This is a genomic window from Cyclobacterium xiamenense, from assembly GCF_900109255.1.
GTDB classification, from domain to species: domain Bacteria; phylum Bacteroidota; class Bacteroidia; order Cytophagales; family Cyclobacteriaceae; genus Cyclobacterium; species Cyclobacterium xiamenense.
Genome location: NZ_FNZH01000006.1, coordinates 78,995 through 92,306, shown reverse-complemented (window position 1 = coordinate 92,306; position 13,312 = coordinate 78,995). Strand labels below are relative to the sequence as shown.

The following is a 13,312-nucleotide window of genomic DNA, read 5'->3' as shown; positions in this document are numbered from 1 at the left end:
GGGAATGGATTGGTTTTTTTGGACGGGTTGCTTTATCGAATGATTACCTCCCTCTGGTTAGCAAGTATCGTAGTTTTCCCTTATTTTCGCTTAGCTGTTTAAAGAAAAGACTGCGAAAGAATGGCTGCCATTCCTAAAAACCATAAACGAAATGGATCATCCTAACCCCGCTCCCTGCCGATGCATACCCTGACAAGCTTTTTCCTATTCGTAGTTGGTCTGATTTTATTTGTGAATTGCGATAGCAAATCCAGCTATCCTCCGAGCGAATACGCGAGCCTGGAGCAGGTGTATGTACCTGTCCTCCAGGAACGGTTTACAGGGATAGCCCGGGTCAATCTGGACCTGCCTGCGGCACAGGAACTGACCGCGTTGGAAATCTCTCTGGAAGGTTCCGTCCAACCGGAAACGGTCAGGGTATTTCTGGTAGCGGAGGCTTCGGACAAAAAGATACTCTCCGGCAGTTTTTCCAGTGAGAGCGGCCGTTGGCAATTGGAAGGGGGCGTCTTACTGGCTATGGGAAAACAGCACCTGGACATTCAGGTGAAAATGGCTTCGGATAGCGATTTGAGGGGTCGGTTTTCGCTGGATATACCCTATATCGAGCTATCCGGTACCCGGCGACAGCCCGTTCATTCCGGTGCATCAATTCCCTACCGGATCGGCAAGGCCTTGCGGGATGCAGGGAACGACGGAGTGGCCGCCTTTCGGATTCCGGGTCTGGCCACCAGCAATAAGGGTACGCTGTTGGCCGTATACGACGTACGTCATGCCAATTCTTCCGACCTACAAGGAGACATAGACGTGGGCCTGAGTCGGAGTACCGATGGTGGGAACACCTGGGAGCCGATGAAAATCATCATGGATATGGGAGAATGGGGAGGTTTGCCAGAGGACCAAAATGGGATCGGCGACCCGGCCATATTGGTGGATGAGCAGACGGGTACCATCTGGGTGATCGCCTTGTGGATGCATGGAAAGCCAGGAACCGCCGCCTGGAACAGTTCGGGGCGGGGATTGACGCCGCAGGAAACCGGTCAGTTGATGTTGGTTAAATCCGAAGATGACGGAAAGACCTGGTCGGATCCGATTACGATCACTGAGCCCATGAAAGACCCTTCCTGGCAGCTGTTTTTCAATGGCCCTGGTAAGGGGATCACGCTGAACGACGGCACGCTTGTTTTTGCTGCCCAATACAAAGATGCCGACAAAATGCCTTACAGTACCCTAATTTATAGCAAGGATGGCGGGGACTCCTGGGAAGTAGGCACCGGTGCCAAATCCAATACCACGGAGGCGCAGGTCGCGGAATTGGCAGATGGAAGCCTGATGCTCAACATGCGCGATAACCGCGGAGGCGCTCGTTCAGTGTCTATTACCCGGGATTTGGGCAAAACCTGGGAAGAGCATCCGACAAGTCGAAAAAGTTTGATTGAGCCGGTTTGCATGGGTAGTTTGTACCGGTTTTCCGAGAATTTGTTGCTTTTTTCCAATCCGGCTGCAACGGACGGTCGCTACAATATCAGCCTGAAGGCGAGTTTGGACCAAGGAGCTTCCTGGACGGAATCGGCTCAGGTTGTATTGGATAAGGAAAAAGGCTGGGGCTATTCCTGCTTGAGTACGGTCGACGAAAGGCACGTCGGTATTTTGTATGAAAGCAGTCAGGCGCACATGACTTTTCAGATCATTCCCATTGAAGACTTGTCGGTAGTCGAAAAATAACCGAAAATTGCTGTTATTAAGAGTAAATTTAATAGGGTAGAATACATTTATGTGCCGATATCTGTTGGGCTAATTCTTTTTTCACCGAATTGGCATTTTATTGGCGTAGTAATTGTTCCCTTCCATAAGTGAAAACCGTTGCGAGCGAGAGAGAAGGTATCGACATAAACAATGGGTTAGTCGATTTGAAGTACGGAAAAAACGTTAGTTTTTCACTATATTACAGTGTGGTAACATGGTTAAAGATTTAGGAAATGTGTTGAAGGATACAGATTACGATTTGGATTTGTTTTTTAAGTTTTCCCCAGACTTGTTTTGCATTGCTGGCTACGATGGGTATTTCAAAAAAGTCAGCCCTTCCTTTCAAAAGTTACTCGGATATACTTCCGATGAGTTGTTTTCCAACCCCGTTAGCACATTTGTTTACGGTGCCGATACGTCGGTTACGGCCGAAATTCGAAAAAATATCATAGGCGGTACGCCATTAAAAAATTTCGAAAACCGGTACCTGACCAAAAAAGGAGAGGTGATTTGGCTTTCCTGGACATCGTTTCCTGTACCGGAAGAGGAGTTGATCTACGGTATTGCTCGGAACATTACTGCCAAGAAGGAGATCGAGCTGAAGAAAAACGAATGGATTCGCTACCTCACACAAACCAACGACAAACTTAAGCAGCTAACCTTTACCACCTCCCATGACTTACGGTCACCCGTCAATAATTTGCTGGCGGTCTTTAAGCTGATGGATACCGAGAAAATCAAGGATCCGGAAACCCTGGAGTTGGTAGATCTTTTGCAACAGTCGACGGAAAGTTTAAAGCAAATGCTGGATACCTTTTTGACTACCCTAAAGCAGGACGACGTCATGCAGGTTCGGGTGGAGCCGATTTCGCTAAAGGACGTGTATTCCCAAACCAGGGTTGCGATTCAGTCAGTCATTGAAAACTCCGGCGCTGTGCTTTTGCCGGATTTTTCTGCTGTTCCCCAGGTAGTTTTTAACCGGATGTACCTGGAGAGTATTTTTCTGAACCTGATCTCCAATGCGATCAAATACAGTCAGCCGAATACCAAGCCCCTTATTGAAATCCGCTCTTACCTGAAAAACGGAACCACCCGGCTTTCCTTCAAGGATAACGGGCTGGGCTTTGACATGGCGCAGGTAAAATCAAAGATATTTGGCTTTGATCAAACGTTTCACGGCCACAAGGAAAGTCAGGGGATTGGGCTCTACCTGGTACATGCGCATGTCACCGCCCTGGGTGGAAAAATAGAGGTAAAGAGTAAACCCGGGAAGGGCACGGAGTTTACAATTACGTTTCCCAACCTACCCTAACCGCTTAAAAAGGATTTTTTCTGATGCAGCTGCTTTCTTTTTTAATTCCTGATATTTTTGACCAACTTGTCAGGAAAAGCATAGCGCTTCGTCTGCTAGGGTAGTAGATTTGTTACAATTCAATGAATACAGGCAGGATTTTTCTCCATGAGTGAAAAAAGCAATCACATCGTTATTATTGGCAACGGTATTTCCGGGGTGACCTGTGCACGGAATGTCCGAAAAAAGGATCCAGAAGTTCCCATCACGCTAATTTCTGCGGAGACCGAACATTTCTTTTCCCGGACTGCGTTGATGTACATTTACATGGGCCACATGAAATACGAACACACCAAGCCCTATGCCGATGATTTTTGGGAAAAAAACGCTATTCAACTAAAATCAGGTTGGGTAAGCCGGGTGGATTTCGATAACCGACTGCTGCACTTTCAGAAAGGAGAGGAGCTGCGTTACGGTACATTGATCCTGGCTACCGGATCCAAACCCAATAAATTTGGCTGGCCGGGTCAGGACCTCGAGGGCGTGCAGGGCTTGTATAGCTATCAGGATCTGCTGTCCATGGAAAAACACACGCCCTCTATAACCCGAGCGGTGATCGTTGGAGGGGGACTGATCGGCGTGGAGATGGCAGAAATGTTTAGCTCCAGAAAGATACCCGTGACGTTTCTGGTTCGGGAAAAGCGCTTTTGGGACAACATACTGCCGGATGAAGAAGCAGGATTGGTGGGGCGGCACATTCGTGAGCACGGCGTTGACCTGCGAATGGAGACCGAATTGACCGCTATTCTGGATGACGGTGCCGGTAAGGTAAAGGCCGTGGAAACTAGCTCCGGTGAGCAGATCCCGTGTGAATTCGTGGGGTTGACAGCAGGTGTAAGTCCCAATATAGCCATTTTCACCGATTCGGAACTGGCAACCAATCGGGGCATTTTGGTCGACGAGCGGTTTCGGACCAACCTGCCGGATGTCTACGCCATCGGTGATTGCGCGGAATTTAAAACCCCACCCGGGCCTGACCGGAAAAACATCGAACAGGTATGGTACACTGGGCGAATGCATGGAGAAACCCTGGCGCATAACCTGACAAGTAAAAATCCAGTTTCGTATAAGCCCGGGATATGGTTCAATTCGGCAAAGTTTTTTGACATCGAGTACCAGACCTACGGGCACGTACCGGCCAGGCGCCGGGATGGAGAATGGTCCTTTTATTGGGAGGATGTCTCGGGTAAAATAGCCTTACGGTTGCTTTTTAGCAAGGCAGATCAACTCTTAGGGGTCAATGCATTTGGCTGGCGCATGCGGCATGCCTTTTTTGATCAGGCGATTCGGAAGGGATGGCCGGCAGACAAGGTTGTGTCTCGCCTGGATCGGGCCAATTTTAATCCCGAGTTTTACCGGGATTTGCAAACAGAATTTATCCAGGCTTACAATCGGGAAACAGGAAAATCACTACCACTCCCGAAAAGGTCACTTATTCAACGGTTAATTGGTTCAAGGGCATGAAGTTCATACAAAATATCGGCCTGATTCTGGTAGTGGCTGGCTTGGTCATCTTTACGGCCGTCCCATTTTTGGGTACCTGGCAATTGGAGTCTGCCCAGGTAGAAGCGGCCACCAAAGACATGCACCGGGAGGTGATGGTGGATTTGTTGGCCCCGATGTACGGCCAATCCTACTGGTCACCCTTTGCCTTTATAGGGGATTTCAACGGATACATGGAGGCCCATAACGACTCCTTGAAAGCGGAGGAAAAATGGGATCAGGTGATTTGGGACGACTATGCTTTTCCCTTAACCAAAACTGCATCCCAGGGACCGGTGCCAGCCTATCCCCTGCTTTTTCTTGCGCTTTCCGTGGGATTGACCGTTCTTGGCGGTTTGCTGTACATTCTACCCTTGCATCGGAATGAAACGGCCGGTATCAAAAACGACGGCATTTATTTTTCGTCCATGAAGGCCCGGGGTTGGTTGGGCATGGTTACGGGAACCTATCTGATCCTGTTTTACGTGATTCTGTATTGGTACCCCGAATACCTGAGTAATTCGGTAATCATGGTGGATCCCATAAGTCAAGCCTTGTCCGGCGGGCCGGCTAGTCAGTGGTTTCTCTACGGATTGGTGTACACCTTGGCCATCTTGGTTATGGGTATCCGAATGTTTCGCAAGTACAGGGGAAACAACTACCAAACCATTCGAACCGTGTCGGTTATGTTCTTTCAATTGGCTTTTGCCTTTCTGATACCCGAAATACTGGTTTTATTCAACATGCCCTGGCACGATTTTAAAAATATCTGGCCATTGGACTATACTTTTTTTTACGAATACCGAATCGATGGCATGGTGAATTCCGGAGCTCTGGGAATGTTTATGCTGGTATGGGGGATCCTACTCATCGTCATTGGTGTACCGGTAATCACCTATTTTTACGGCAAGCGCTGGTACTGCAGTTGGGTTTGCGGCTGTGGAGGCTTGGCCGAAACGCTGGGCGACCCCTATCGGCAGCTATCCGATAAGTCCCTAAAATCCTGGCAAATTGAACGGTACCTGATTCATGGAGTGCTGGTGCTGGCAGTGGTGATGACGGGCGTAACCTTGCTCAATTATTTCATGGAATTCAGCCTACTTGGACAGGCTACCGATCAGCTGCATTCGTTCTACGGTTTTGCAATTGGATCGGCTTTTGCAGGGGTTATTGGAACGGGATTTTATCCCTTTATGGGGAACCGGGTCTGGTGTCGCTTCGGTTGTCCCTTAGCAGCCTACCTGGGTATGGTACAGCGATTCAAGTCCAGGTTCCGCATTACCACGAATGGGGGGCAGTGCATCTCCTGTGGCAACTGTTCCACCTATTGCGAAATGGGTATTGACGTGCGCTGGTATGCGCAGCGAGGGCAAAACATCGTCCGTTCCTCCTGTGTGGGATGCGGGGTGTGTTCGGCCGTCTGCCCGCGTGGCGTGCTGAAACTGGAAAATGGCGAGGAATCCGGAAGAATTAACGATTTGCCAATTATCATTGGCAACGATTCGATCAATTTGAACACGTAATCATGTGGATTTATCTGTTTTTGGGTGTGTATGGTTTGGCCATGACCTTCATATTGTTGTACAGTTTTGCGCAGGCAAACCTGCTGTGGCATTTTTTTCGATTCAAGAAAAATACCGTACCGCCGGCGTCTCTGCTCGATCCGGACCTGCCCAAGGTAACGGTACAGTTGCCGGTTTTTAATGAAAAATACGTGGTACAAAGGCTGATCGATGCCGTTTGCCGCCTGGAATATCCTGCCGAAAAGCTGGAGATCCAGATCCTGGACGATAGTACGGACGAAACATTCGACTTGGTTCAAACTGCCATTCGGGATTATCCGGAAATTCACATTCGCCACCTACATCGGAAAATCAGGACCGGATTCAAAGCAGGAGCCCTGAAGGAGGGATTGGCCAGGGCGTCGGGCGAGTTGCTCGCCATCTTTGATGCCGATTTTGTCCCGGATCCCAAATTTCTACTAAAAACGGTGCCTCATTTTACTGACAAGAAAATAGGTATGGTTCAGTCGCGCTGGGGACATTTAAACGAAGACTACTCCCTGTTCACCCGGCTGCAAGCCTTTGCCCTGGACGCGCATTTCATGGTGGAGCAGATGGGCCGAAATGCACAACAAGCCTTCATTAATTTTAACGGTACCGGTGGTATCTGGAGAAAATCCTGCATCCTGGACGCAGGCGATTGGGAAGCCGATACCCTTACCGAAGACCTGGACCTGAGCTACCGGGCCCAGCAAAAGGGTTGGAAATTTCTTTATCGTCCGGATGTGGTCTCACCGGCCGAATTGCCACCAGTGATGTCTGCCATCAAATCCCAGCAGTTTCGCTGGACCAAGGGTGGAGCCGAGTGTGCAGTCAAGCACCTCAAACAGGTGCTGAAAGGGCCGTTTTCCTTTGCTGTCAAGATCCATGCAGCGGCCCATTTGTTAAATTCATTGTTATTTATTGCCATTTTGCTGGTCAGTCTGAGTAGTTTGCCGGTTTGGTGGGGGTTTTACAAAGGACTCATTCCCGCGGAATTTTTCCAGGCAGCAGCGCTTTTTTTGGTTGGCTTTGTGGTAATTGCTGCCGTTTATTTCTTTGCCAATTTACAGTTGGCAGGCTATTCCCGAAAGGGATTCTTTCGGTATTTGTGGGAATTGCCCGTGTTCCTTTCGGTGTCCATGGGGCTATCCGTTCACAATGGCCAGGCCGTCTGGGAAGGACTTACCGGTATCAAATCTCCCTTTATCCGAACGCCGAAGTACAACCTAAAGGAGAAAGATTTGGGCTGGTTTGCCAATGCCTACCATCTTCGAAACGTGCCGGCTACCAGCTATGTGGAGGGCGTACTCGCGCTGATTTTTCTGTTGGTGGTTGGATTGTCCATCTACACCGGAACGTATGAGATGATCCTTTTCCATGGCATGTTGGCTTCGGGATTTGGCATGGTAAGCCTGGCTTCTTTTCGGAGCATGGGTCGCCCGGCCTCGGGCTAGCGCAGACAGCAGCACCCGACTTCAACCGGTTTTCAAAAAAAAAATGCATTGGAAAGGCAGGTGCTCGGTGGCTACCCGAAACCCTGCACCAACATTAACGATCCTCGCCTGGACTAATTACACGTACGCATGGAGCCTGACTCCAAAACCAATATCCCATGAATACCAACGACGGAAGTTCCTTTGTGATAGATGTTATTATCCCCGCTTTTAACGAAGAAAATGCCGTGGGTAAGGTCATTGGTGACATTCCAGACTTTGTCCGAAACGTGGTCGTGGTAAACAACAATTCAAACGACGCTACCCGAAAGGTGGCCGCGGCTGCCGGGGCGGTAGTGGTCGACGAGCCCACACGTGGATACGGAAAGGCTTGTTTGACCGGCATGGCCTATGTGACGCAGCAGCCGGTTCCTCCCGATATTCTGGTATTCCTGGACGCCGACTACAGCGACTATCCGGAGGAGATGGAAATGCTCCTCGCTCCCTTGATTCAGGAAGGGTACGATTTGGTGATCGGTTCCAGGGCAAGGGGCGAACGGGAGAGGGGCTCCATGACACTGCCGCAAGTATTCGGGAACTGGCTGGCCACCCGCTTGATGCGAAAGCTGTTTTCGGCGGATTTCTCTGATCTTGGCCCCTTTCGGGCCATACGTTGGGAAAAGTTACGCTCCCTGCATATGGAGGACGAGAATTACGGGTGGACCATAGAAATGCAGCTAAAGGCCGTCAAACATGGGTTGAAATACACCGAGGTGCCGGTCACCTATCGGCAGCGAATAGGAAAATCCAAGGTGAGCGGCACCCTGCGCGGCGTCATTGGTGCCGGTTACAAAATCTTATGGAGCCTGTGGAAATACCGGTAAGGTTTTGGGAATCGACTGACCAGAAAACGGAAACTGTCCTATATTTTCGTTAAATTACCACTAAAAATCAGCCACTATGAAAAATCGATTGCTCTTGTTTACCGGAATTTTGTTGGCCCTATCTTGTAGCCGTCCCGAAAGAGAGGGCGTGGATTTTGATGCATGGGGAGACTATTGGTTTCAGGGAACCGCTGAGATCAGCAGTTTTGATCTGGTTCAGTACCGGTATGGACAGCCCCGCCAAGGTGAAGCGGTATTAATTTTTGTAACGGAGGATTTTTCCAGGAGTGAGCAGGTGAAGCTGGATGACCCGGCTTCGGCTGGTAGGGACAAAATCTCGGTGATCAAGATGAACCAGACCAGGGATTTTGTTACGGGAATCTATCCCTACCACATGATGCTTTCGGCCTTTACTCCTACCAAAGAAGCGTCTCAGGGGCTCAAGTTCACGGTATCTTCTCAGGAATGGTGCGGGCAAGCATTTGCCCAGGTAAATTTATCCGGAGGGGACTCCTATTCCGGGGAGCTGTTCTCGTATTTTGAAGCAGAGGGCGACAAAAGTTTTTCCCTGAACGGGATGGCGGAGGACGATTTATGGAACCTGATTCGGATTCATCCCGAGCAGGTGCCAACGGGAAGTGTGCAAATGTGGCCCTCCCTTATCTATCAGCGATTGACCCATGCCGATTTTATTGCGGAAGAGGCATTTATCCGACTTCGGGATATCAGCGATTCCCGTAGGCAGTTGGAGGTAACCTACAGCTCCGACCGCAGGGAGTTGACCATTGACTTTGAAAAAGAGTTTCCCCACGCTATCCTGGGCTGGGAGGAAACCCACACCAAGGAAAACGGAGAAAAAGAAATAACCAAAGCTACACGCAAAGGAATGAAGGTCATCGACTACTGGAACCGGAATGCACTGGAAGATGAATTTTTACGAAATGAATTGAACCTCAATCCATAAATCCCGCCCCCTTGAAAACGTTTCTGGGTTTTATGGGGATTGCCATTGGGCTGGTGGGAATAGCCTATGGGGTCCCAAGAACGGATTTCCCAACCCTGCTGGGCTTGTACGTGCTGGCCTTTCTGAGCTATTTGTACCTGCTGTCGGTGCAAAAAAAGCAAGCGCTCTCGCCCCTGATACTGCTAAGCATGGCTCTGGGATTGCGCGTGCTTTTGCTGGGAGCCTGGCCGGAGTTATCGGATGATTTTTACCGGTACATTTTTGACGGGCAGTTGCTGGCAAATGGAATCAATCCGTACCTGGAATTGCCCCTAACGGTGTGCGATTCGGGGCTGCTGCCTGAAAACCCGTACTGGGAAACCTTGCTGGATAGGATGAATTCTCCAGCGTATTTCTCGCTGTATCCCCCCTTGCACCAGTTTTTCTTCTGGTTGGCGGCGCTGCCGGGAGAAAACCTGTTCCTTAATGTACTTGTCTTGCGGGCAACCGTATTGTTGGCCGAAGGAATCAATCTCTGGTTGATCCAAAAGCTGCTTTTTCGGTGGCGCATGCCATCCTACCGACTTTCCTGGTATGCCTTCAATCCCCTGGTAATTCTGGAGCTTACGGGAAACCTCCACTTTGAAGGGTGGGTCTTAACCGGCCTGCTTTTCGCGGTGTACGCCTACGATGTACAAAAGCCACCCTGGGCAGGGCTGAGCTGGGCGGCAAGCATTGGGCTGAAACTGACCCCACTACTACTGGCGCCGGTCTGGATTCGTTTCTGGGGCAAGCACCAATTTTGGAAATTCACCCTGGTGTCAGTACTTGTTGTCTTGCTGCTGTTAAGTCCCATTGTGATCGCAGGTGGGGCCGAAAACTTTTTCCAAAGTTTCCGCCTGTACCAAAGTAAATTTGAATTCAATGCCTCGCTATATTACCTGATTCGGGCCGCTTCCGGTTACTTTGTGGACTACAACCCCATCGCCTACGTGGGGCCGGCACTTCAGGGGCTGGCAGCTATAGCTTTGCTTACGATGGGGTTGTACCAGCGGACATTTACACGGGAAGCACTTGTTTCTAAAATGGTATGGATGTACCTGGTTTTTTTCTTGCTTCAAACCACCATACACCCCTGGTACCTGATTCCAGCAGTGGGGATCAGTGTGCTCACGACTAACCGGATTTTTGTTGCATGGAGTGGGCTGGTATTTCTGTCCTATCACGTTTACGCCCGGCCGGAATACACCGAGTCCATGGGAATGGCCGCGACCGAATACCTCTTGCTGGCCATCGTCATCGTGCTCACTGCTTACCGGCATTTCGCAAGCAGGCGGAGACTTTCTTCAGCTAGCTCCGCAAAAAGCGAATCGTTGTGATAATTCCGAGTAATTAGTTAATATTAGGTTAATTTGATACCATGAAAAAAATTACGGTTCATCGCATGAAAAATTTTCTTTACGGTTGCATCCTCCTGAGCGGGTGGATCGCCTGTTCCCCGAAAACTGAGGCGGATCGCATCATTGATCAATCCATTGAAGCGCATGGAGGCGACCGGTTCGCATCGTCCACCATTCGTTTTGATTTTAGGGAGCGGTCCTATGAGATAGCCAAATCGCCTGAACGGTTTCGGTACGTCCGGTCCTTTGTTGACGAATCCGGGCAGGTAGTGGATGAATTGGATAACGAGGGGTTTACCCGCAAAATCAATGGGGAAGTGGTGAACCTGTCCGATAAGGACCGCAATGCGTATTCCAACTCGGTGAACTCGGTGGCCTATTTTGCCTTTTTACCTTATGGACTGAATGACCCTGCGGTAATCAAAACCTACCTGGGAGAAACGCAATTGGATGGAAAAACCTACGAATTAGTCAAAGTCACTTTTCAGAAAAACGGTGGGGGCGAGGATTACGACGATGAATTTTTGTATTGGATCAATAAAGAAAACTTCCGAATGGATTTTTTGGCGTATACCTACCACACGGATGGGGGAGGCTTGCGTTTTCGGAAGGCCAAAAATCAGCGGGAAATCTCAGGTATTCTGTTTCAGGATTACGACAATTACAAACCCGCGGACGAAACGGTCCCATTAGAGGAAATACAGGCCTTGTACGAAGCGGGATCGCTTGAATTACTTTCAGAAATTCTGTTGGAAAATATTCAGGTGGATGATGCCGGCTAATTTAGGCAGGATGGAAAAAAAACGAGCGCTTGTCATTTCCGGTGGAGGGAGCAAGGGAGCCTTTGGGGGAGGGATCGCTGAATACCTGATTCGGGATTGTCAGATGAACTACGACATTTTTGTTGGAACGTCTACAGGGAGCCTGTTGGTGCCTTTGTTGTCGATCAATGAGATTGAAAAGATAAAGGCCATCTATACTTCCGTCACACAGGATTGCATATTCAGCACCAATCCCTTTATTATCTCCAAAAAAAACGGCGTATACAAAACCCGGATCAATCATTTTAGCACCATCAAAATGTTTTTGAAGGGAAAAAAGACCTTTGGAGAAAGCAAAAACCTGTTTCATTTGATTAAAAGGATCATTACTCCGGCGGATTTTGATCGGATGAAAACCAATACGGCAGAGATCTACATAACCGTTTCGAACCTCAGTACCAATACCGTGGAATACAAGCGGCTAAAGGATTGCGCATACGACGATTTTTGTGAGTGGATATGGGCATCGTCCAACCTGATACCCTTCATGAGTTTGTTGGAAAAAGACGGTTGTGAATATGCCGATGGGGGTTTTGCGGATTTGGTACCAATTTCCGAGGCCATCTACCGGGGAGCAAATGAAGTAGACGTCATCGTTCTAAAAGCCCGGGCAGGAAGGGAAATGAAGCGGCCCGTTCGGAATGCCCTGGAACTTACCACAAGGGCCTTTGATTTTATGCTGGATCAAATCTCCAGCGATGACATCAAAATTGGTGAATTACTGGGAAAAAGACGCCGGGTAAACCTTAACTTTTATTATCCGCCTGCGGTATTGACGGAAAATTCATTGATTTTTGATCCATATCAAATGAAGAAATGGTGGCGTCAGGGAAAGCGCTTTGCAAAAGAACAAAACCCGGTATGCAAATGTATCGAAATAGGCGTTGATAAATAAATCGTATGCAAAACAAAGGAATCAAAATAAAGCGACTATCGGTAGTAGTTTTGCTGGTACTATTGGTGACCGCTGCCGATAGGAGGCAGCTACCGGAATTGTTTGTAATTGGCGACAGCATTTCCATGCAGTATGGCCCCTACCTGGAGCAGTACCTGGAGAGAAAATGGGCCTATGATCGCAAACGAAACGAGGGCGCCGACTCCTCAAACCTGGACAATCCCGCCGGAGCAAATGGAGGCGATTCGGGTATGGTTTTGGCCTACCTTCAGCGGAAAGTGCAAGACCCGGCATTTCGGCCGGATCTGGTGCTGATCAATTGCGGGTTGCACGACATCAAGACCAATGTGCAGACGGGTGAGAAGCAGGTGTCATTGGATGCCTATCGGGCCAATTTGGAAGAAATTTACGCACTATTGCAGCAAAAGGATATTCGCATGGTCTGGATACGCACCACCCCGGTAGACGATGAGACCCACAATTCGCGGCAGCAGTCCTTTCACCGGTATTCAGCCGATGTAGCCGTGTACAATGCGGTGGCCGATGTCGTTTTTACATCCCGAAACGTTCCAATCATCGATCTACATGGTTTTACAGAAAACCTGGGCAATGATCGGTTCATTGATCACGTACACTTCGGAGAGGAAACCCGTGCCGCTCAGGCGGCATACATTGCGGGGTTTGTGGATTCGCTTTACCGGTAGTTTTTTGTCATTTTTCATTCGCGGGATGTAAAGTCCCGGTCCGTGGGTAACCTGACGGGAGTCACGGAATGGGGTAAATCGCTTTCGGTATCAAGGTTTTTCTATTAAATAT

At 49.2% G+C, this 13,312-nt stretch carries 11 protein-coding genes; all 11 read left to right on the top strand.

Going from position 1 to position 13,312, the window contains the following annotated elements; all coding sequences use genetic code 11:
- Window positions 1–180 precede the first annotated feature (180 nt).
- The 11 genes from BMW71_RS17650 to BMW71_RS17600 all read left to right on the top strand — a co-directional run bounded on the left by BMW71_RS17650 (window position 181) and on the right by BMW71_RS17600 (window position 13,200).
- A complete protein-coding gene (locus tag BMW71_RS17650; RefSeq protein WP_092177073.1) occupies window positions 181–1,722 on the top strand; it encodes a sialidase family protein in 1,542 nt (513 codons plus the stop codon).
- Window positions 1,723–1,957: 235 nt separating this feature from the next.
- Entirely contained in the window at window positions 1,958–3,055 is a 1,098-nt protein-coding gene (locus BMW71_RS17645) for a PAS domain-containing sensor histidine kinase (protein WP_177179698.1), read from the top strand.
- A gap of 147 nt (window positions 3,056–3,202) precedes the next feature.
- Window positions 3,203–4,558, top strand: a complete 1,356-nt coding sequence (locus tag BMW71_RS17640) for an NAD(P)/FAD-dependent oxidoreductase (RefSeq protein WP_092177071.1) — start codon at window positions 3,203–3,205, stop codon at window positions 4,556–4,558.
- Window positions 4,555–6,099: a 4Fe-4S binding protein gene (locus BMW71_RS17635; RefSeq protein ID WP_092177069.1), complete on the top strand. Its 1,545-nt coding sequence runs from the start codon at window positions 4,555–4,557 to the stop codon at window positions 6,097–6,099. The genes BMW71_RS17640 and BMW71_RS17635 overlap by 4 nt, the downstream gene beginning before the upstream one ends.
- Complete coding sequence (locus tag BMW71_RS17630) at window positions 6,099–7,574, top strand: cellulose synthase family protein (protein WP_092177067.1); 1,476 nt, start codon at window positions 6,099–6,101, stop codon at window positions 7,572–7,574. The genes BMW71_RS17635 and BMW71_RS17630 overlap by 1 nt, the downstream gene beginning before the upstream one ends.
- 158 nt (window positions 7,575–7,732) lie before the next feature.
- Complete coding sequence (locus tag BMW71_RS17625; RefSeq protein ID WP_092177065.1) at window positions 7,733–8,437, top strand: glycosyltransferase family 2 protein; 705 nt, start codon at window positions 7,733–7,735, stop codon at window positions 8,435–8,437.
- A gap of 76 nt (window positions 8,438–8,513) precedes the next feature.
- Window positions 8,514–9,401, top strand: a complete 888-nt coding sequence (locus tag BMW71_RS17620) for a hypothetical protein (RefSeq protein WP_092177063.1) — start codon at window positions 8,514–8,516, stop codon at window positions 9,399–9,401.
- Window positions 9,402–9,412: 11 nt separating this feature from the next.
- Window positions 9,413–10,759: an MptA/MptB family glycosyltransferase gene (locus tag BMW71_RS17615; RefSeq protein WP_092177061.1), complete on the top strand. Its 1,347-nt coding sequence runs from the start codon at window positions 9,413–9,415 to the stop codon at window positions 10,757–10,759.
- Window positions 10,760–10,824: 65 nt separating this feature from the next.
- The gene (locus BMW71_RS17610; RefSeq protein ID WP_092177336.1) at window positions 10,825–11,562 is read left to right on the top strand and encodes a DUF6503 family protein; all 738 of its coding nucleotides are present in this window, start codon (window positions 10,825–10,827) and stop codon (window positions 11,560–11,562) included.
- 10 nt (window positions 11,563–11,572) lie between these two features.
- Complete coding sequence (locus BMW71_RS17605) at window positions 11,573–12,496, top strand: patatin-like phospholipase family protein (RefSeq protein WP_092177059.1); 924 nt, start codon at window positions 11,573–11,575, stop codon at window positions 12,494–12,496.
- A gap of 5 nt (window positions 12,497–12,501) precedes the next feature.
- The gene (locus BMW71_RS17600; protein WP_092177057.1) at window positions 12,502–13,200 is read left to right on the top strand and encodes an SGNH/GDSL hydrolase family protein; all 699 of its coding nucleotides are present in this window, start codon (window positions 12,502–12,504) and stop codon (window positions 13,198–13,200) included.
- The last annotated feature ends 112 nt before the right edge of the window (window positions 13,201–13,312 follow it).